The sequence below is a fragment of the Rheinheimera sp. B2H12 genome (genome assembly GCF_059620065.1).
In genome coordinates this window covers 199,796-220,161 of record NZ_CM184363.1, presented here as the reverse complement: position 1 = coordinate 220,161, position 20,366 = coordinate 199,796, and the positions used below count along the sequence as shown (strand labels likewise).

The 20,366-nt window shown below is 51.5% G+C and carries 21 protein-coding genes; 5 read left to right on the top strand and 16 right to left on the bottom strand.

Going from position 1 to position 20,366, the window contains the following annotated elements:
• Positions 1-28: 28 nt before the first annotated feature.
• Positions 29-775, top strand: a complete 747-nt coding sequence (locus tag AC53GJ_RS01045; protein ID WP_496732744.1) for a ComF family protein — start codon at positions 29-31, stop codon at positions 773-775.
• Here AC53GJ_RS01045 and AC53GJ_RS01040 read toward each other — a convergent pair.
• Positions 766-3,345 (bottom strand): M14 family metallopeptidase, encoded by a 2,580-nt coding sequence (locus tag AC53GJ_RS01040; protein WP_496730698.1) that lies wholly within the window; start codon positions 3,343-3,345, stop codon positions 766-768. The two genes, AC53GJ_RS01045 and AC53GJ_RS01040, sit on opposite strands and share 10 nt — an antisense overlap.
• 127 nt (positions 3,346-3,472) lie before the next feature.
• Here AC53GJ_RS01040 and nfuA point away from each other — a divergent pair, with 127 nt between their 5' ends.
• Both nfuA and AC53GJ_RS01030 read left to right on the top strand, forming a co-directional pair.
• The gene (gene nfuA / locus AC53GJ_RS01035; protein ID WP_496730697.1) at positions 3,473-4,051 is read left to right on the top strand and encodes a Fe-S biogenesis protein NfuA; all 579 of its coding nucleotides are present in this window, start codon (positions 3,473-3,475) and stop codon (positions 4,049-4,051) included.
• Between the two features lie 15 nt (positions 4,052-4,066).
• Entirely contained in the window at positions 4,067-4,291 is a 225-nt protein-coding gene (locus AC53GJ_RS01030; RefSeq protein WP_496730696.1) for a hypothetical protein, read from the top strand.
• A 34-nt stretch (positions 4,292-4,325) separates the two neighbouring features.
• Here AC53GJ_RS01030 and AC53GJ_RS01025 read toward each other — a convergent pair whose 3' ends face one another.
• From AC53GJ_RS01025 to AC53GJ_RS01000, 6 genes are read right to left on the bottom strand one after another with little or no spacing between them, the layout of a single operon-like run.
• The gene (locus AC53GJ_RS01025) at positions 4,326-5,426 is read right to left on the bottom strand and encodes a DegT/DnrJ/EryC1/StrS family aminotransferase (RefSeq protein WP_496730695.1); all 1,101 of its coding nucleotides are present in this window, start codon (positions 5,424-5,426) and stop codon (positions 4,326-4,328) included.
• On the bottom strand, positions 5,423-6,124 hold the full coding sequence (locus AC53GJ_RS01020) for an HAD family hydrolase (protein WP_496730694.1): 702 nt from the start codon (positions 6,122-6,124) through the stop codon (positions 5,423-5,425). The genes AC53GJ_RS01025 and AC53GJ_RS01020 overlap by 4 nt, the downstream gene beginning before the upstream one ends.
• Positions 6,121-7,014 carry a DMT family transporter gene (locus AC53GJ_RS01015; RefSeq protein ID WP_496730693.1) on the bottom strand — a complete coding sequence of 298 codons (894 nt, stop codon included), beginning with the start codon at positions 7,012-7,014 and terminating at the stop codon, positions 6,121-6,123. The genes AC53GJ_RS01020 and AC53GJ_RS01015 overlap by 4 nt, the downstream gene beginning before the upstream one ends.
• Positions 7,007-8,425 carry an NAD(P)-binding domain-containing protein gene (locus tag AC53GJ_RS01010; RefSeq protein ID WP_496730691.1) on the bottom strand — a complete coding sequence of 473 codons (1,419 nt, stop codon included), beginning with the start codon at positions 8,423-8,425 and terminating at the stop codon, positions 7,007-7,009. The genes AC53GJ_RS01015 and AC53GJ_RS01010 overlap by 8 nt, the downstream gene beginning before the upstream one ends.
• Positions 8,422-9,432 carry a glycosyltransferase family 4 protein gene (locus AC53GJ_RS01005; RefSeq protein ID WP_496730690.1) on the bottom strand — a complete coding sequence of 337 codons (1,011 nt, stop codon included), beginning with the start codon at positions 9,430-9,432 and terminating at the stop codon, positions 8,422-8,424. The genes AC53GJ_RS01010 and AC53GJ_RS01005 overlap by 4 nt, the downstream gene beginning before the upstream one ends.
• 9 nt (positions 9,433-9,441) lie before the next feature.
• Positions 9,442-10,437 (bottom strand): Gfo/Idh/MocA family protein, encoded by a 996-nt coding sequence (locus AC53GJ_RS01000; protein WP_496730689.1) that lies wholly within the window; start codon positions 10,435-10,437, stop codon positions 9,442-9,444.
• Positions 10,438-10,900: 463 nt separating this feature from the next.
• Here AC53GJ_RS01000 and AC53GJ_RS00995 point away from each other — a divergent pair, with 463 nt between their 5' ends.
• Positions 10,901-11,935 (top strand): polysaccharide deacetylase family protein, encoded by a 1,035-nt coding sequence (locus AC53GJ_RS00995; RefSeq protein WP_496730688.1) that lies wholly within the window; start codon positions 10,901-10,903, stop codon positions 11,933-11,935.
• Here the strand turns inward: AC53GJ_RS00995 and AC53GJ_RS00990 are convergent.
• The 5 genes from AC53GJ_RS00990 to AC53GJ_RS00970 are packed head-to-tail and all read right to left on the bottom strand — an operon-like array spanning position 11,926 to position 15,770.
• A complete protein-coding gene (locus AC53GJ_RS00990; protein WP_496730687.1) occupies positions 11,926-12,567 on the bottom strand; it encodes an SCO family protein in 642 nt (213 codons plus the stop codon). The genes AC53GJ_RS00995 and AC53GJ_RS00990 overlap by 10 nt on opposite strands.
• A gap of 19 nt (positions 12,568-12,586) precedes the next feature.
• On the bottom strand, positions 12,587-13,498 hold the full coding sequence (cyoE, locus tag AC53GJ_RS00985) for a heme o synthase (RefSeq protein WP_496730686.1): 912 nt from the start codon (positions 13,496-13,498) through the stop codon (positions 12,587-12,589).
• Positions 13,498-14,535, bottom strand: a complete 1,038-nt coding sequence (locus AC53GJ_RS00980; protein WP_496730685.1) for a COX15/CtaA family protein — start codon at positions 14,533-14,535, stop codon at positions 13,498-13,500. Before AC53GJ_RS00980 ends, cyoE begins: the two co-directional genes overlap by 1 nt.
• A complete protein-coding gene (locus AC53GJ_RS00975; RefSeq protein WP_496730684.1) occupies positions 14,532-15,053 on the bottom strand; it encodes a redox-active disulfide-containing membrane protein in 522 nt (173 codons plus the stop codon). The genes AC53GJ_RS00980 and AC53GJ_RS00975 overlap by 4 nt, the downstream gene beginning before the upstream one ends.
• Positions 15,054-15,770, bottom strand: coding sequence for an SURF1 family protein (locus AC53GJ_RS00970; RefSeq protein ID WP_496730683.1), 717 nt, complete (start codon positions 15,768-15,770; stop codon positions 15,054-15,056). It lies immediately after the preceding gene.
• 26 nt (positions 15,771-15,796) lie between these two features.
• Between AC53GJ_RS00970 and AC53GJ_RS00965 the strand changes: the two genes are divergently transcribed.
• Positions 15,797-16,006, top strand: coding sequence for a DUF2909 family protein (locus tag AC53GJ_RS00965; protein WP_496730682.1), 210 nt, complete (start codon positions 15,797-15,799; stop codon positions 16,004-16,006).
• A 3-nt stretch (positions 16,007-16,009) separates the two neighbouring features.
• Here AC53GJ_RS00965 and AC53GJ_RS00960 read toward each other — a convergent pair whose 3' ends face one another.
• Genes AC53GJ_RS00960 through coxB form a run of 4 tightly spaced genes read right to left on the bottom strand, consistent with a single transcriptional unit; the run spans position 16,010 to position 20,240 of the window.
• Positions 16,010-16,891, bottom strand: coding sequence for a cytochrome c oxidase subunit 3 (locus AC53GJ_RS00960; protein WP_496730681.1), 882 nt, complete (start codon positions 16,889-16,891; stop codon positions 16,010-16,012).
• Positions 16,884-17,468, bottom strand: a complete 585-nt coding sequence (locus AC53GJ_RS00955; protein WP_496730680.1) for a cytochrome c oxidase assembly protein — start codon at positions 17,466-17,468, stop codon at positions 16,884-16,886. Before AC53GJ_RS00955 ends, AC53GJ_RS00960 begins: the two co-directional genes overlap by 8 nt.
• Positions 17,469-17,480: 12 nt before the next feature.
• Positions 17,481-19,088 (bottom strand): cytochrome c oxidase subunit I, encoded by a 1,608-nt coding sequence (gene ctaD / locus AC53GJ_RS00950; protein WP_496730679.1) that lies wholly within the window; start codon positions 19,086-19,088, stop codon positions 17,481-17,483.
• A 3-nt stretch (positions 19,089-19,091) separates the two neighbouring features.
• The gene (gene coxB, locus AC53GJ_RS00945; protein WP_496730678.1) at positions 19,092-20,240 is read right to left on the bottom strand and encodes a cytochrome c oxidase subunit II; all 1,149 of its coding nucleotides are present in this window, start codon (positions 20,238-20,240) and stop codon (positions 19,092-19,094) included.
• Between the last annotated feature and the right edge of the window lie 126 nt (positions 20,241-20,366).

Sequence of the window (20,366 nt, the reverse complement as noted above, 5' to 3'; positions counted from 1 at the left end):
AAGTTAATTTAATGTTTATTATTTGGCTATGAAAACTTTGCTGCATGGGTTGTTACCCCAACAATGTTTATGGTGCCAGTTGCCAGTGCAACAGGCTGGCCAGCAACTGTGTGACTATTGTAACCTAGCGTTACCACGCTTGTCGTTACAGCACACCAATCTGCTGCGACTGCCTGCCGTCGCCCGCGGCCTGACGGACCGCCAGTTTGACAGGCTGTATAGCCTGAGCTGGTATCAGTTACCCTGGTCGCATTTTATCAGTCAGTGGAAATTCCAGCAGGATTTGGCTTGTGGCGCCTTGTTGAATCAACAATTGCAGCAGGTCAGCCAGCAATTGCATTCACAAACCAGTCTAGCAGCGAAAGCGGTCTGTTTTGTGCCTGTCAGCCAGCAACGTCTGCGCCAGCGCGGCTTTAATCAGGCGCAAGTGCTGGCAACGACAGTGGCTCGCAGTTTACAGTTACCACTCTTGAGCTTATTTGCGCACAGCGGTCATCAAACCCATCAGCTTGGGCTGAACCGTCAGCAACGCCGCGCCAATCTGCGCCGGCAGTTCCGCTTGTTGCCGGGAATCACCTTACCGCAGCAGTTGTTGCTGATCGATGATGTCATCACCACAGGCGCCACCGTCAATCAACTCTGCCGGCTGTTGCGCCGCGCCGGCGTCAAACAGATTGAAGTTTGGACTCTGGCAATTACGGCCGCCAGCCGGCGTGGTCAGCTTTACAGTCAGCCACAGTCAGTGACTGCCGCTGCCTGTGGCCATCAAGGCTGATCGGCACTGACATCAAAGGCTTTGCCCAGATACAGCGCATTGATTAACAGCCGCGCCGAGCCCTGAAAATAGCCGCGAAAGACTGGATCATCGGTCATGGCAATCACTCGGCCTTTACCCAGGTTATGCGCCACCAGACTGGCCGATTGGCTTAATTGCTCCGCCAGTTCAGGGGCGACAAAACCCGCCAGTTGCTGGCCATCACGGTAACGGCTGACGGTAATAAAGGGTTGCTCTGGTCGCTGCAACAACATCACATCATTTTTAAACACCGGCAATTCCGACCGCGGCAGACCATACGTCAGCGGATGGCTCAGATCCAACTCGGTCTGAAAAATAGCACCGGCAATACGACGCTGACCTGCCAATTGCTCTTTTTCAGCATAACGGCCTTCCTGCGGCTGGATCAATGCTTCCAGCTCGGCTTTAGGCCGGACTTTGGCCTGTAAAATACCTTGCTGTGCTAACAACCGCACCGCTGATTTCTGTGCCCAGAGCACCCCTCCTGCCTGCACCCATAGCTTCAAGGCTTGCCACTCAGCATTCTGCCAACTGTGGTAATTGCCATCCGGCAGCAGAATATGGCTATAAGCGGTCAGATCAAGCCGTTGCAACCGTTCAGGCTCCACCAGGCTGGGTGACAGACCTGCCAGTTGTTCCAGACTAAACCACAAAGCGCCAGCTTCGGCTGAATCGACGCCCGGCCCTGCCATCAGCAAGACCCGCGGTAAGGAAACTGGCACCAGTTGCTGGCTGCCCAAATCCTGCCCCATCGGGGTTAATCCAGATTGGATCGCCGTCAGTGGCAAGCCAAATTGTTGCTGCGCCTGGCCTAAAGCAGCAAACCAATCGCCTTGTTGTAAGCCAGCCGGGATCAGCATAGTACCAGCCGCAAATTGCTGCACACCTTCAGCCGTGACCGCACTAAAAGCCTGCAGCGCTGAGCGCACCACCACTCCTTTGGCCAGTAACTGTTGCAACATCACGGGTGCTTGTTGATCTGTCCAGCGTAGCGCATAAGCATAGGCACCGACCAGCGCAGGCTTGACCTGCGGCACTGTTGGCTGCCAGGGTTCAGCGCTGAGCGCAGTTGGCGTTTTGCGACTACTGCTGAACTGAATGTTATAGGCATAAGGTAAGGTCCAGGCCGAGACGTCGTAAAAGGTATTGTCCTGAAATTGTTGTTGGCTGCTAAAGGCCGCTTTTAATAACTGATACTGCCGCTGCTGCAGTGGCACAAAATAACTACAGCCAGCCGGATAGACCTGACCATCCTGCTGATAATCTGCCGTCAGGGCATAGGCCTTGATCTGATGTTGAGCCAATAACTGCAATAATTGCTGCAAGCGGCTGCGATCTTCGCTTTCTGTCAGCAGATAGCCCTGCACCGGATCCGCCGCTGCCGCCTTGGCACTTAGCCGGTAAAATTCGGCCTGCCATTGCTGTAACTGCGCTTTATGGGCTACAGCGCCACGCAAGGTGGAGGCTGATGTCAGCAACTGGTTTTCAATCGTCATGGCAAAACTGAGCGGACCATTGACGGTTTGCTGCAAATGACCACGGCTGCTGGCCTGCTCAAATAAAATACCGACAGCACCATGTAAGTCCGGATAAGTAGAGCCTTTGCCAATATAAAAATCATCAAAACCTTCTTCGGTGAAATACAGCTTCTGCCGACTGTCGAAGGCCGCCGCATGACTCTGTGCCAGCAAACGGGTCAAGCGGACATTTTCCGCCGCCGTTTGTGGGTGATTGCGGCTTGGGATCCCAGGCTGAAAAAAATAGCTGCTATTAGGTCCCATTTCATGAAAATCGGCTAGCACCTGGGGTTGCCAGCGATGGAACTGCTGCAGTCTGGCCTGACTTTCTGGCTGTTGTAATGGCAACCAGTCACGGTTTAAATCAAACCAATAATGATTAGGCCGGCCACTGGGCCAGCCTTCGACATGTTCACGATGAGCCGGATCAGCGACCGGGGTTTTGCCCTGATGCATATTGGCCCAAATGGCAAAACGGTCATGACCATCCGGATTGAGGCTGGGTTGGAGTAAAATAATACTATTGGCCAACCATTGTTTCGTTTGGGCGTCATCCCGACTCAGCAGTTGCTGAGCAAATTTAACCGCGGCATTGGCAGCACTGGGTTCATTGCCATGGATACCATAACCCAGCCAGATGATCAGCGGTAAGCTTGGATCCGGCGTTGCAGTACCAGCCACCACAGCCAGGTGCTGCTGGCGAATTTGCTCTAACCGCGCCATATTATCGGCCGAGCTGATAATCAACTGCAACAAAGGTCGTTGTTCCGGCGTTCGGCCAATCACTTCCAGCCGTGTCTGCAGAGGCCTGGCCCCAGCCAGTGCAGTGAAATAATGCTCTATCTGATCATGACGCAAATGCCATTCACCAGGTTCAACGCCCAGCAATTGTTTTGGCGTTGGCAGCGGCGCAGTGGCCGAGGCGTTCGCAGCGAAGGCCATCAGCATCCCCACCAACATTAGCAGCCAACCAACAGCAGCCCGACCGCCGCCGCGACCACCTTTAGCTGAACTTATCATTGCTTTTTTCATTCTTTGCCCCCATTTCTCTGCCTGCACCATAACAATAAAAACCGTGGATACTCAAGCAGGCTTGGCAAGGTCGCATCCGGAGGAGTATCATAGTCATTAACCTAGTAATTTAGTCAGGTACTCAGCCATGATTCATATCTCAGAAGCCGCGCAAGCGCACTTTGTTAAGTTGTTGGAAAAGCAGGCAACAGGCACCAATATCCGGGTCTTTGTCGTTAATCCTGGCACAGCGCAAGCGGAATGTGGCGTATCTTACTGCCCGGTCGATGCGGTTGAAGCAACAGATTTATCCATTAGTTTTGCCGGTTTTTCCGCCGTGATTGATGCCGACAGCAAACCATTTTTAGTGGATGCTGAAATTGATTTTGTCACCGATCAGATGGGTTCACAGCTGACCTTAAAAGCGCCAAACGCCAAAGTTCGTAAGGTGAATGACAACGCGCCACTGAAAGAACGGGTGCAGTATGTGATTGATGCAGAAATCAATCCGCAACTGGCCAATCACGGTGGTCGTGTCTCGGTGGTCGAACTGACGGAAGAAGGCGTGGCGGTGCTGCAGTTTGGCGGTGGCTGTAATGGTTGTTCACAAGTCGACCTGACGCTCAAAGAAGGTATCGAAAAAGAGCTGCTGAACCGCTTCAGTGGTGAGCTGAGCGGTGTGCGTGACGTCACAGAGCACCAGCGCGGCGAACATTCGTATTATTGATCCGGCATTTCGCCTGTGACCTTTAAATTACCAGCGGCTGCCTTGTGCGGCCGTTATTTTATCCGCGGCATGGCAGCATTCTGGCTGTTGTTGCTGCTGTTTTTGCTGCTCCCTGCCGAACCAGTCTGGTTACTGCAAGCGATTATCGCCCTCTGGCTCGGCAGCTTTGTGCTAACGCTGGGCAGCTATCTGTTGCTGTTATTGCACCGGCTAGGACTGTTTGATAGCACTGACAACTAAAACAGTCCCCATAGTCCTGACCACGACCAGCGAGTTAACGATATAACTGCTCAAATGTGCTGATAATCTGATCCTGGCAACTTCGCTGTAAATAAGGATGCATCGGCAAGCTGAGCACCCGTCCAGCTGCAGCTTCGGCATGCGGAAATGCCCCCGTAGCCAGTCCCAGCCCGGTAAATACCGGCTGCAGATGCAGTGGACAAGGATAATGCACAGCTGTGGGAATGCCCGCTTGTGTCAACCTTTGTTGCAGCAGATCACGCTCGGCCACTTCAATGGTGTACTGGGCATAAATATGACTGTTGCCCGGCGCAGTCGCAGGCACGCAGACCACAGACGCCAGATGTTGATTGTAGTAAGCACCTATCTCAGCTCTGGCCGCCAGTTCAGCCCGGAACCCAGGTAACTTAGCCAAAAGTACCGCAGCCTGTATCGTATCCATCCGGCCATTCAATCCCAAGCGAGGATGATGATAACGCTGCTCCTGTCCATGCAACCGAATGGAGCGCATTTTCGCAGCCAGTGCGGCATCGTTGGTAAAACAGGCACCACCATCGCCGTAACAACCAAGAGGTTTCGATGGAAAAAAACTGGTGGTCGCCACAGTCGTCAAGTTGCAGGACATCTGACCAAACTGACTGGCGCCAAAGCTCTGGGCCGCATCTTCAATCACCGGCAGGCCGTATTCAGCTGCAATCCGGTTAATGGCTATCATATCCGCACATTGCCCGTACAGACTCACGGGCATGATCGCTTTGGTACGTGGCGTGATCGCAGCAGCCAGCTGCGCCGGGTCCAGATTGTAAGTCGTTGGATCTATATCAACAAACACCGGAGTTGCCCCTGCCAGCGCAATCATCTCGGCCGTCGCAATAAAAGTGAACGGAGTGGTAATGACTTCATCCCCGACCCCAATATCCAGTGCCAACAGGGCAATCAATAATGCAGTACTGCCATCACTGACGGCGATGGCATGGCGACTGCCGGTAAAAGCGGCAAGTTCAGTTTCAAGCTGAGCGATCTCTGGCCCCATGATGTACTGGCCATGGGCCAGTACGCGTAAAATACCTTCATCTATCGGCTGTTTCAGTTGTTGGTACTGCGTTTGTAAATCAATAAAAGGGATTGTCATCATGCATTTCCTATTGCGATTAAATCTGGATTATCCTTAAGGCTGTCAGGCAGGCTGCTGCCAAACAGTAAATGAAACAAAGCTTTTTCCTGCGTCGCCGTCATCCCTGCAGGCAGCATAAAATCTGCTGGCAGCTCCGGTATAGCGGTGACGGCCAGTACCTTGACCCCTGCCGCCCGCGCTGCGATTAAGCCACTCAGACTGTCTTCAATGGCCAGGGCACAATCCGGCGTGCAGCCACTGCGTTGCAATGCCAGCATATATGGCTCAGCCGCTGGTTTTCCCTGCTGCACCTGATCACGACTGATGATGCCGGCAAAACAATGGTTGAGCGCCAAATGCTGTAAAGCAGCACTGGCAAGCTGTAGATCTGAATTTGTCACCAGCCATTGCGGCACTCCGGCCTCTGCCAGTTGCGTGACCCAGCGACAAGCCCAACTGATGGGCTGACATTCAGCTAAGTGATTCAGGACATAGTGAATAGTGGCTTGGTACCACATTTGGTACAATTGTGGTTGCAACTCGGCATCAATGCCGGTGAACCAGCGGAAAGTGGCTGCGCCATCCAGGCCAGCGGATGGTTCTGCCGTCGTTTGCAGAGCCAGACCTGCGACCTCACAAGCCGCCAGCATAGAACACTGATGTACTGCCGCCGAATTGATTAAGGTCCCGTCTAAATCCCAGAAGATAGTTTTCGTCATTCCGGCAACTCCTGCAGGCTGTTACGCCACAAGTGCGTCAGACTGGAGCAAAGGATCACCAGAATACCAGCGATAGCCAAAGCGCCAAGCGACTGCCCGAGAAACAGATAGCCAAGTGCAGCTGAAAACAGCATCTGAGAATACTCCAGTGGCATCAGCCGCGATAACTGACTTTGCTGGAAACTCCAGTACCGGGCAGCCAGTTTGACGGTCAGTAAAGCCCCGTACAATCCCAGCAATCCCCAAGCCTGCAAGGATAAAGGTTGCCACCACCAATACATCAGTGGCAATAATAAGCAGGCAGAACATAAGGGACCAAACACCATTTGGGCGACCACTGTATCCTGCTCACCAATTTTTTTCAGATTGATGTTGTAAATCACCAATAACAACACCGCCAGCAAACTGAACAAGATCCCTATCCAGCTGTTCTGATCAGACATATCGGCTGGACTCAACAGATAAGGTGAAAGGATCAGAAATACCCCCACCATATTCAGTGCCAGTACAATAAAATCGGTCCAGCGTTTCTGTTCGCCAAACAACCATAATGCCAGAACTGCTGTCAGGGCAGGCGTCAGGAAGCCAATCGCAGTCACTTCAGCGAAATGTAAATACTGCAGTGCCCACAACAGACAAACGGTTGAGGTGACCCCCAGCAAGCCACGAATAAAATGCAGGCTGGGTTTGGACGGTTTGATCCGCTGCCATTGCCCGTGCGAACAGCAAATGATAGCAAAAGTTGCAGCCAGCAGATTGACCAGAAATACCACCTGTAACGGATTCGAATCTTTCGCCAGCAGAGTCCCCAGCAGCAACAATACACTCAGAATAAAGCTGTCAAGCAGCTTCCAGAGCATGGCTTTTAGCGGATAATGCGGTTCAGACATAATAGGATTCCCGTGTGATGTTGACAGGAGGAACCTGACAAGCCGCTCCTTCCAGCGCAGCACCGGGCGACATGCTATCTGCACAAAGCGCGGCCACAAAATCCAGATAACCCTGATATTCAACCACGGCAAAACCTGGCCCGACCAACTGTTTCGTGCGTTGATAAACCGGCCCATCCTGTGCCCTGCGTGCTAACTCCGCAACGCTCCAACCCGCAGCAATCGCCGTTGCAGCCAGCCTGGCCTGCGCTTTTGCTACCGGAGGAGAGCCCCCCCAGACAGCCGGAGCCCCCAGACACCAGTATTGCGCCAGTGTGGGGTGACGCACTTCAGCAACCAAAGGTTGTTGCGTCTGTGCCGCGGCAGGTAACTCTGGCGATTGATACTGGTAACCAGTGCAACAGATGATGCAATCGGGCTGCATACTGCGTCCATCCTGAAAATACACGGTTCGACCGGCAATATGACTGATGCCCGGATAAACCGTCACGACCTGTTGTTGTAACAATGGCAACACTTCGGTGCTGACTGAAATGCGGGCTTTGGCAAAATCCAGTTCCGTCACTGCTGGCTCACCGGCGGAATACCAAGCGCCGGCTTCCAGACAACGCCTCCTGAATTGTGTACTGCCCTCAGTTTTTCCATAGTGCCTGCTCAGTTGTTGTTGCAGCACATCCAACGGTAAACTATCGACCAGCCTCGGTAACACCCAAGTCGGGGTCCGGCAAGACAAACTCAGTTGATTGCCTTCGCGGTGGGCTAACACCACCATGTCAACTGCGGTATTTCCCGCCCCAAGTACCAGCACTTGTTGCTGCTGTTGTTGCAAAACCTGGTAGTCCACCTCTGACGAATGCCACAAAGTACCGGTATAACTGTCCAGCCCGGGCAACTGTGGCCATTGCGGTTGGTGGTACAGACCACTGGCATTAATCAAGTGACTGGCCTGAATACACAGCTGTTGATCCGGATGGGTGCTATCCTGCACCACAAGTTCCAACCCGTCCTGAATCTGACGAATACTTAGCAAAGTGCAACCGGTGTAAATTTGCGGTGTTAACTGATAGTGCTCAGTGTAATGTTTCAGGTAATTCGCATATTGCTGCCGGGTCAAATGCGATCCTGACTGGACAAAATTAGCACGCTGTTCGGCAAAAACCGTCAGCTCAGGCGCCGTGTTTTGCAATAAATGCGGGTAAGTTGCCGGATGAGGTGACTGACTCCAAATCCCACCGATCTCTGCACGGCTTTCCAGTGCCAGAGCAGGTAACTGCAGACGTTGTAACTCAACCAGCGCTGCGATACCACTACTGCCTGCCCCCATGACTACCACACCAGGTTTACCGTCCGGCCATAATTGACCGGTACGCTGGCGCGCCGCCAGCGTAGAAAAAAATGCCGGCTCTGTCATTGTAATTGCTCCAGCCATTGCTTCAGCTGTTGCTGTAATGTCAGCCAGGATTTAGCCGTGGCCCGGGCCTTGTCCAGTATGTCAGGCGATGCCTGTGCCGCGGTGATCAGTTGATGACGCCACTGAGCCACATCCGGGCCAGCCAGGTAACCATTCACACCATCCTGGATCATCCAGTTGATCCGCGGTCCCATATGCACGACAGGTTTACCACAGGCCAAATATTCACTGGTTGCGATCGGAGAACAATCATCCACCGGCATCACACAGACTGTGGCCGCCCTGATGTAGTCTGCAACCTCTGGCAAACTGAGCCGACCGGTGCAGTGTACAGCTGGCAGACTGGCATATTCTTCCCGACAGGGACCATCTCCGACCAGAATCAGTTGCCAGCCTTCCGGTAATGCCGCAGCAACTGTCCGTAAACCCTGATACCACAGTCCTAGTTTACCGGCAAATAACACGGTCGGCCGATCAAATTTCAGCTTGGATGTACCCGGATAAAAGAACTCAGCATCAAAACCGTTCGGCAGAATCAGTTCCGCCATCACTGGCCGGCCTCCACGCTCATTCAGATACCAATCCCTGATCGTGGTGCTCTGAAAAATGCAATAAGGACAGTTGGCAATGGCCAGTTGTAAGCCCTGTTGCAATGCACTGCTGTCTGCATCAGCCCCAAACTCGCAATGAAAATAATCCAGGTACCAGTCGCAACAGTCAAAGATAGCGGTACGCATCAATTCTTCATCCAGCAGCAGCGCCGAAATCGGATTATCAAACAGAATAAAATCTATCTGTTCCTGTTTGATATAGGCTTTTAGCTGGTCGCGGGATTGTGCAATAACCGCTGCATCATTCAACAACGGGTGTTTATACCAATGCACATCCAGACTGGCAAAACCCGCCAGCAAATACTTTTCACGTTGTGGAAACCCTTCCAGATAACTGGGATGGATCCGGGCAAAACTAGCGGTGTAGACATATTCAGTGAGTTTAATAATTTTCATGCTTGATCCTTAAGCGGGATGGTGAGCGGTCTGATACTGTTTGAGTGCGAATACCGCCTGAGTTTCTATCTGCTTACAGCAGGTCAGGACTTGCAAGGCTTCTGCCAGCGTCGCAAGCGGTCCGGGTTGGCGGTGCAGCGCGTACTGGACAAAAGACTGCATTTGAACCTTAAGCGCATTGGAATGGCCCCAACTGGAGATATGGCTGTGTTGTCCGTCTTTTGGCGTAAAATCACATCGCCTGCGTAGCAAATCAATGCTCAGTTCACCTGCCTCGCCGGTGGCAACGATGGCACGTAGTGCCGGTCCCGGCAAACGACTGGCACTGATCTCAACACTCATGCCGTTGGCGGTCCGATAATTGGCCACCACATAATCAGGTGTGCCTGATTGCATCGAACTGGCACTGACCTGCAAGCCATGTTGTGGCATTAAATTAAAAACATTAAAGGCAATATCAAGATCGTGCACCATCAGATCTGATACCAGTGAATCGGTTGCTAGCCGCTGGCTGGCAGGGTTCAACCGGGAGAGCCTGACCTGCTGCCAGCTGTGTTGTTCAATCAACTGGCGGGCAGCCAGGATTGCCGGATTAAATCTTTCAACTTGCCCAACAGCAATACGGATATCTTTTAAAGCGCTGCTTTGCTGCAGTTGTAGTGCATCCCGGATATGTTCACTGACAGGTTTTTCAATCAGACAGTGTAATCCGGCTTCGACCGCCATCATCGCCATGCTGAAATGAAAACGGGTCGGACAAGCCAGCACTGCCAGATCGGCAGATGCCAGCATCTGAGGTAAAGCCTGCGCCGATTGCTGATGCAATGCATAACAGGTTTCAGGTAACTTTAATTCATTGAAACTGGCAGGATCATAGATCCCGGTCAGTTCCAGTTCAGGCATAGCCAAAATAGTATCAATATGCTTTTTCCCCATATGACCTGCACCCAGCACAACAATCCTGGGACGATAGCCGGGTCTCATGGTCATGGCAGACGTGGACATAAAGCCTCCTGCTTGTTAAAGAACCAATTCGGCTCCATCAATTTCCGCTTCTCTTGCACTAAGGACAATCCACCATCAACCGCAGCAGAAAGTTAACAATTTTATACCACCGTTACCCATTAAAAGCACACAAATGAAAGTCATTATCAAATAAATATCACCGACTGACCAAAATATGGCCAAAAAGTCTGGATTAAATCAGCATAAAATCAAAAAACAGACATCTACAATTCATTTAAGGTAAAATTATGGCAAAAAAATATATTAATTGTTTCAATTTATGGTGTGATGTCAGCGTCAGCTGAAATGCAAAGCGCACCGGTATGACATCAGCAGGACGTTGATAGAATTAGCCACGCCAGATCGGTTACCATGCGCTGGGCTGATATCACTGCGGCCAACCAGCTCAGCCTTGTCTTATCTGAACTGAACCAACACAGGCCAACTTGCAGCGGAGTGTTTTATGCGAATGATAGTGTCAATAATGTTACTGTGGCTGGCAGCAATACCGGCAGCCACAGCAGCAGTGATCCTGCAATATCACCATGTCAGCGCAGACACCCCCAGCAGCACCAGCGTGACGCCGGCCGAATTTAAAGCGCAGTTGCAACATCTGAAAGATCAAAAGCTGAAAGTCGTACCGCTGGACCGGCTGATCGGTCAGTTGCAACGGGGTGAAGCGCTGGCCGATGATGAAGTTGCTATTACCTTTGATGATGGTTTTGCTAACGTCTTTACCACGGCAAGGCCGCTGCTGAAAGCGTTTGGTTACCCTTACACCATGTTTTTGAGTCCGGCACTGATCGATCAACAACAAGGGCCAGTGTTAACCTGGCCGCAAGTGAAAACCATGCAACAGGAAGGGGTGATTATTGCCAATCACAGCTCTTATCATCACCGGCTGGCAGTGCCACAACCCGGTGAAAGCAAAGCTCAGTGGCGTGGCCGGGTGAAAGCCGATATTTTACTGGCCGAACAACAGTTAGAGCAGCAACTCGGGGTGAAACGTAAGTGGCTGGCTTATCCTTATGGCGATTTTAGTGCCGAGCTGGAACAGCTCGTCAGTGAGCTTGGATTTATTGGCATTGGCCAACAGTCCGGCGCGGTTGGGCCTGGGGTGTCACTGACGCGGATCCCACGTTATCCGTCTTCCAGCCAATTTGCTGCGCTGAAACATTTTATGCCAAAACTAAAAACGCTGGCGCTGCCGGTGACCGACTACAGCAAAGCAAATCCGGTCAGCAGCGTCAATCCGCCGACCTTACAACTGACAGTGAACACTGCCGATTTTGCCACCGACCGGCTGCAGTGTTTTTTTAATGGCAAAGCCATTCCGCTGCAGATCATTGCCCAGCAAGGCCAGCAACTGACATTCAGCACCAAAGCCGATGCACCGTTAAAACTGGCGCATAACAGATACAACTGCACAGCCCCCAGCCAGCAGAAAAAAGGCTATTTCTACTGGTTTTCTCAGCCTTGGGTTTTTGTTCAGCGCTGAAGCTGAGCAATAACCCGCGGGAAGTCCCGCAGCAATGCTTCTTTTTGTACTAAGGGCACCTGACCGACCGCCAATTCTGGTTTAAACACTGCGACCAACTGGCCGGTCGGATTCAACAGCACAATAGAAGCACTGTGATCCACTTTATAATCCGGTTCAGTACTGCTACTGATGGCATACATCAGTCCTAAATCACGGACAAATGGAAACAACTGATCATGGCTGGCGGTGAGCCCTGTGATGGCTGGCTGCTCAAAATAACCGACATATTGCTGTAATTGACTGACGGTATCCCGTTGCGGATCGGCCGAAATAAACCAGACCGCCAGCTTTTCACCGGCCGGTAAGGCTTGCGCCAGCTTTGGATAAGCTCCAGCCAGCATCGCCATCGTCATCGGGCAAATATCAGGACAAAAAGTGTAGCCAACAAAAGCCAGCGTCCATTGATTGCGCAGTTGTTGCCGCCCGATCGTTTGCCCGGTGTGATCGGTCAGCCGAAACTCCTGCAGATCACGGGCTTGCGGATACACCAGGGCTGATACCGGTTGTTGGCTTTGTTGCCAGAATTGATAAGCGGCCCCCCCTGCCGCTATCGCCACCAACAACACTACAGCGGCCAGAATTTTTTGCATGACTTGCCTCTTATTTTACTTACAACGCCGTCCATTTCAGATAATGGTCGATCAATAAAGCTAAGAATAACAACATCAGATGAACAATGGAAAACCTGAATGTGCGGATTGCAGTATCAGGCTTGGCAGCGAACTTTAATTGCCAGGCCCAGGCCATAAACCACAGGTTCAGCACAGAACTGGCCAGCAAATAAATGACGCCGGTCATCCCCACCAGATAAGGCAATAAACACACCAGAAATAACAGCAGGGTATAGAGGAAAATAGCTGTCTTGGTAAATTCAATGCCATGCGTCACCGGTAACATCGGCATATTCACTTTGGCATAATCGTCGCGCCGGTGGATCGCCAGCGCCCAGAAATGCGGCGGTGTCCAGGCAAAAATAATCATCACCAGCAATAAAGGTTCAGCCGCCAGTTGGCCAGTCATAGCGGTCCAGCCCAGCAAGGGTGGCATAGCCCCCGCCAGGCCACCAATGACAATATTTTGTGGGGTAGCCCGTTTTAGAAACATGGTATAGACCACCGCATAACCAAATAAACTGGCCAGCGTCAACCAGGCAGTCAGCGGATTCACCGCACTATACAGCAGCACAAAACCAAACAACGCCAGCAGCAAGGCAAACCAGACTGCCCGCTCTGTACTGATCCGCCCGCGGGCAACCGGTCTATGGTAAGTCCGGGCCATCTGTGCATCAATGCGCTGATCCAGCACATGATTCAGCGCTGCTGCAGCTGCCGACAGCAACCCAATCCCCACAGTGGCCACCAACACTAAACCCGGCTCTGGCAAGCCAGGCTGCGCCAGCATCATGCCGACCCAGGCCGTCAGCAATAACAGCGCCACCACTTTTGGTTTGGTCAGTTGATAATAATCACGCCAGCCGAGTTGCCAATGCATGGCAGCGGTCAGAAGTTTGCTTTGGGCCATCACGACCTCCTTTGTTGTAGTTGGACGCAAATCAAAGCCAGACACATCAGTAAGTTGGCTGCGACAAAGTTATGTGCAACCGCATTGGCCAACGGCAATTGCCACCAGATATTCAGCACCCCCAGCGTGAATTGCAGCAGCAATAAGCCAGCCAGTAATAATGGCAACCGATGCATGCCAGTGACCGCTTTCCCTTGCCATAACCGCCAGGCAAACCAACCGACCGCCAGCAACGTCAGTACAGCGCCAAAACGATGACTGATATGGATCGTTTGCCGCGCTTGCTGGCTCATCACCCCGTACTCGTAATTCTGATGCCCCAGATGTAAATCAAAGGCTTCGCTGAAGTTCAATTGCTGGCTCCAGCCCGCCTGACACACCGGCAATTCAGCGCAGGCCATAGCTGCATAGTTGGCTGAGGTCCAGCCACCGAGTGCGATTTGCAGCAATAGGATGAGCAACACCAGCCAGCCAGCTCTGGCCAAGGCTGGCGACACGGCATCAGGTTGAATGGCCATCGTTGACAAAGTGGCACTACTGGGGGCCTCAACGGGCAAAGTTCGGACATGTTGCTGACTCAGTTGCCAGCGGTAAATCATCAACAGCGTCAACAAACTGAACCCCCCCATTAAATGCCCCATCACCACCAGCGGGAACAAATTTAAGGTCACAGTCCACATGCCAAGTGCAGCCTGAAATAACACCAAAGCCAATAACAGCGTGGGTAATAACGTCACTTTGCGCTGTAATCGCCAGCTCAGCAGAAAAATGGCGGCAATGGCCAGCCCCAACGTGCCGGCAAAATAACGATGCACCATTTCATTCCAGGCTTTGTGATGTTCCAGTGGCCGTTCTGGGAAACGGGCCTCGGCCAGCGCAATATGTTCATCGGCATGCGGGACTTTCAGGAAACCATAACAACCAGGCCAGTCCGGGCAACCTAAGCCAGCGTCAGTCAGCCGGGTATAAGCACCTAACAAAATAACCAGCATCGTCAGTAATACTGACAGACTCACCAGCATTCTGAGCTGTTTCATACCGGCCCCCGGTCATAGTTCATCAGTTTTTTTAAATCAGCCATCACAGCTTTACCAGCCAGTGGAAATTGCTGCGACTGTAGTGGCAGTGGGTACTGCAACAACGCCAGCCCTTGCTGCTCCACCAACACCAGACTACCAACCTGGAATCCGGTTACATCCGATGGCTGAAATTGCACCCCCTTGGGCAATCCATCTGCTAAGCCAGCGGGTAATTGTGCAGCAGCGACCAGCAACGTCAGTTGCTGCTGCTTACGACCCAAGGCTGTATGAATTTGCGTCATCAGTTGTAACGTCTGGACACAGGATTGCTGACAGCTTGCTGGTGCGATAAATACCAAGCGCCAATGTGGCGCCGTCGCAGGCACTGCAGGTAACAACCGAATTTCAGTGGTGAGCCATTGGCCTTTGCTGTTCATCCCCCCCTGATACCAGCCACTGGCTAATACCAGCCAGGCGGCAACCAAGGGTAATAAACAGCAGAGCACAAATAAGCCGATAAATTTATGTTTTGCCATCTAAGCTTCCTTTCTGACACTGGCTGCGGCGGCAACAATCAACACCGCAACAGCCAGTAACAACCACTGCAGGGCATAAGCCCGATGTTTTGCCGGTGGCAACACCACGGGCTGATAATGATATAAAAACGGGGTTTGTTGCTGATAAAACACACCATGAAACAACGTAAAATCAACGCTTTGTGCTAACGAAGCCGGATCAATGGTTTGCACCCGCAGTGGCCACTGACCAATGGCTTCCAGATTATCACCCAGCCGGAATGCACCAAGCTTGGTGCGAAGTAAACCCGTCAACTGAAACTGCGCCGGGATCTGCACTTGCGGTAACTGCTGCCGACTATCTGGTGCTGCCACCCAACCCAGATTTACCAGCAAGGCCGGGGTATCCGCCGCTAGTTGGACCGGGATCAGTACATCGTAACCTGGCCGGCCTTGCCACAACTGATTGTCGACCAGCCAGACTGCCGGCGCCAGCCAGCGAACCTGCGCTTGCAGCGGCGCACCGTCCAGCTCAGCCAGCGGATAACTCAGCAGCGTTAGCCAGTCCGGCGCGCCACGTTGCTGCCAGAGTTCAATTTGCTGCAGTTGTTGTTGTTTTTGTTCCGCCCGCTGCCATTGCCAGCCCGATAACTTGATTAACAGCAAAAAAGCAGCCACAGTGATCAGCAGTAACCACCAGCGCACGATAAAATCCTGCTTAAACATCCGGATCTGCATCTGCGCTCCTTGCTGCCTGAGGTTGTATGCTGATCAAAGTTCTGCTCATTGCACTGCTGCTCTTTATTATTTTTAATTTGTTCCGCGCGCTTTATCTGATGCTGCGTAATGATCCAACCCAAGTCAGCATGTCTAAGTTTCTCGGCCGCCGGGTGTTTTTTTCTGCATTAGTGATTTTGCTGGTGATCCTGGCACTGGCGCTGGGCTGGATCAGCCCGCACCAGCGACCTTATTAGCCGTTACAGCACATAAACAAAAATAAACAAACACAGCCAGACCACATCGACAAAATGCCAATACCAGGCCGCCGCCTGAAAGGCAAAATGCTTATGGGCAGTGAAATGGTTTTTCAGCACAATCCGCAGCAAAATGACCAGCAGGAAAATGGCACCTAAGCTGACATGCAGACCATGGAAGCCGGTCAATAAAAAGAAGGTATTGCCATAAATACCGGAATCAAGCTTTAAGCCTAAATCACGATAGGCATGGATATATTCATAAGCCTGACAAGCTAAGAAGATCGCACCTAACAATACGGTCAGCGTCAGCATCAGCTTGAGCTGACCCCGTTTATTTTGCTCCATGGCGGTATGGGCGAACTGCAGCGTCACTGAAGATGTTAATAAAATTAAGGTGTTGTATAACGGCAAGCCTTGCCACGGCATAGCGTTAGTTTCTGTGCCGCCAGGTGTTTTAATCATCGGCCAATGCGCGCTGAAATCCGGCCATAACAACTGTGCTGTCATCGCATTATTGCTGGCGCCATCTAGCCAGGGCATCGCAATCAGCCGGGCATAAAACAACGCACCAAAAAAAGCGCCAAAAAACATCACTTCGGAAAAAATAAACCAGCTCATGCCCTGCCGGAAGGATCTGTCCATCTGGGCGCTGTAAAGGTCATGCATCGATTCATCAATCACATTACGAAACCAGCCGACCAGCATAAATAACAACGTCGCCACACCGGCTAACAGCAGATAGCTGCCGTAACCTTCTTTGTCGCGGGTCACTTCATTGACAAAATGCCCGGCACCAAAGGCAATCAGAAATAAAGCCACAGCACCGACAATAGGCCATGGACTTTGCTCAGGTACATAGTACTTCTGGTAAGTTTTACTCATCACTGCCCCCTGTTGGGACCCTTGCCGCCACGGTTTCAGCTGGGTAATGCTTTGTCATGTCATACAGCGTATAAGACAAAGTAATAGTGCTGAATTGTTCCGGCAGCGCCGGATCAACGTAAAATTGTAATGGCATCAATAACTTCTGACCTGAGGTCAGGACTTGTTGGTTAAAACAAAAACATTCCATCTTGTTAAAATATAACGCCGCCTGCCCCGGTGACACTGAAGGTACTGCCTGCCCGGTCATGGTCCCCGTCGTGGGGTTTTCCGCTTCGTAATACACCAGCTGAATTTCGCCCGGATGAACTTTCAGTTTGCGGGTCTGGGGTTGAAACAGCCACGGCATATCGGCATTCGGTCTGGCCAGAAACTCTATAGTCACTTGCCGTTTGATATCCGGCACCGCTTTATCAGCGGTCGCGGCCATGGTGCTGGTTTTGCCATTGATGCCGGTAATATCACAAAACACGTCATACAGCGGCACCAGCGCAAAACCAAAACCAAACATCAAAGCAGTGATCAACAGCAGTTTTTTGATCAATGGTCTGTGATTCAAAGTCCGTTGCGCTGACATCGCCACCTCCGGTTATTTAATCTCTGGCGGTGTGGTAAAGCTGTGATAAGGCGGTGGTGATGATAACTGCCATTCCAGCCCCTCAGCACCTTCCCACACTTGAGCTGTCGCTTTGTCGCCACCGCGAATACATTTCACCAACAACCAGACAAACAACAGCTGCGACAGCCCAAAAGCAAAACCACCAATACTGATCAGCGCGTTAAAATCGGCAAATTGCAGGGCATAATCCGGGATCCGCCGCGGCATACCAGCCAACCCGACAAAATGCATCGGGAAAAACAGCACATTGACCGAAATCAGCGAGCACCAGAAATGCCATTGACCCAATGTTTCGTCATACATATGACCGGTCCACTTTGGTAACCAGTAATAAGCTGCCGCAATAATCGAAAATACCGCGCCTGTGACCAGCACATAATGAAAATGCGCCACCACAAAATAGGTATCGTGGTACTGGAAATCAGCCGGTGTAATGGCCAGCATCAGACCAGAAAAACCACCAATAGTGAATAACACAATAAAAGCCAGCGCAAACATCATCGGCACTTCAAAGGTCATCGCGCCGCGCCACATGGTCGCCACCCAGTTAAACACTTTCACACCGGTTGGTACTGCAATCAGCATAGTGCAGTACATAAAAAACAACTCGGCAAACACCGGCATCCCGGTGGTGAACATATGATGTGCCCACACCAGAAACGACAACAAAGCGATACTGGACGTGGCGTACACCATGGAGGCATAACCAAACAAGGGTTTACGGGCAAAAGTTGGCACTATGCTGGAAACAATACCAAAAGCCGGCAGGATCATGATGTACACTTCGGGGTGACCAAAAAACCAGAAAATATGCTGGAATAACACAGGGTCGCCCCCACCGGCGGCATCAAAAAAACTGGTGCCAAAGTATTTATCGGTCAGCACCATGGTCACTGCGCCCGCCAGCACTGGCATCACTGCAATCAGCAAAAAGGCCGTAATCAGCCAGGTCCAGACAAATAACGGCATTTTCATCCAGGTCATGCCGGGGGCACGCAGGTTAAAAATGGTGACGATGACATTAATGGCACCCATGATGGAGGATATGCCCATGATGTGCACTGAAAACACAAACAACGCCGTGCTGTCGCCGCTGTATTTGGTCGATAATGGCGCATAAAAAGTCCAGCCAAAATTCGGCCCGCCACCTTCCATAAACAGCGATAACAGTAAAATGGTAAAAGCAAAGGGCAGGATCCAGAAACTCCAGTTGTTCATTCGCGGTAACGCCATATCGGGCGCGCCGATCATCATTGGGATCAACCAATTGGCCAGTCCGGTAAAGGCCGGCATTACAGCACCAAACACCATGATCAAGCCATGCACAGTGGTCATCTGATTAAAGAAGTCGGCTTGTACCAGTTGCAATCCGGGCTGAAATAATTCAGCACGGATCACCATCGCCATTGCGCCACCGATAAAAAACATCGTCAGCGCAAACAGCAGGTATAAAGTGCCGATATCCTTATGATTGGTGGTATACAACCATCGTTTCAGGCCTGCTGGTGGTGCATGATGATGATCATCATGCGAGTGTGCATCTGTTGGCTGATGCGGATCAGTTGTGATTGTGCTCATGGGTTACTCCTTGCCGCCGGATTTTGCTGTATGAATCGCAGCAGCCTGCACCAGATCACCGGTGTTGTTATCCCAGGCGTTGCGCTCGTAGGTAATCACCGCCGCAATTTCCTGTAAAGTCAGTTGCTTACCAAAGGCTTGCATAGCAGTGCCCGCTTTACCGTGCAACACAATATCAATGTGTGCTGCCAGCTCAGACGAAGTGGTCGCCATTTTGCTGCCCTTTAAGGCCGGAAATGCACCGGGTAAACCCTGACCACCCGCCTGATGGCATGCCGCGCAATAACCCAGATAGGTTTTTTCACCAAGCGCCATGGCATCAGCCATCGACATATTCATCGACAGCAGCTCCTGCTCAGCGGCTTTGGCTTTGGCCTGGGTTTCGGCGGCAGTACGGATCCACTGCTCAAACTCAGCGGGCTCTTTGGCAATCACCACCACGGGCATAAAACCATGATCCTTGCCACAGAGTTCAGCACACTGACCGCGGTACACGCCTGGGGTATTCACCATGGCCCAGGATTCATTGATAAAGCCAGGGTTGGCGTCTTTTTTTACCGCAAAAGCAGGTACCCACCAGGAGTGGATCACATCATCTGAAGTGGTCAGGAAACGAACTTTTTTACCGGTAGGGATCACCAGCGGCCGGTCCACTTCCAGCAAATAGTTCTCACCTTTGGCTATTTTGTTGTCGATTTGCTTCCGTGGTGTGGCCAGCAGAGAATAATATTCCACCGGATAATCGAGGTATTTGTAATGCCATTTCCATTGCGAACCCGTGATCAGCACAGTGACATCGGCATCTGTGGTGTCTTCCATCGCAATCAGCGTTTTAGTGGCGGGGATCGCCATGACAATCAGGATCACCACAGGAATGGCGGTCCAGAGTATTTCTACTTTGGTACTTTCATGGAATTGTGCCGGCTGTACCCCTTTTGCCTTGCGATGATGGAGAATGGACCAAAACATGATGCCAAACACCACCAGGCCAATAGCGCAACAGATATAAAATATCGTCATATGCAGGTCGTACACCTGCTGACTGATATCGGTCACCCCCTGAGTCATATTCAGGGGCATCTCTGCGGCAGAAGCCATTTCGACAAACAGCAAGGATAGCAGCGAGCAGCGATAACGATGCGCTTTCGCCACGTAACGTCTCCTCTGTCATTTTGCAAATTACAAATTGCCAGAACCAGACACTACCACCCATGCTGCGCATCTTATTCTGCAATTTATTGTTTTTATTATATTTTTATAAATAACATCCATGCAGGA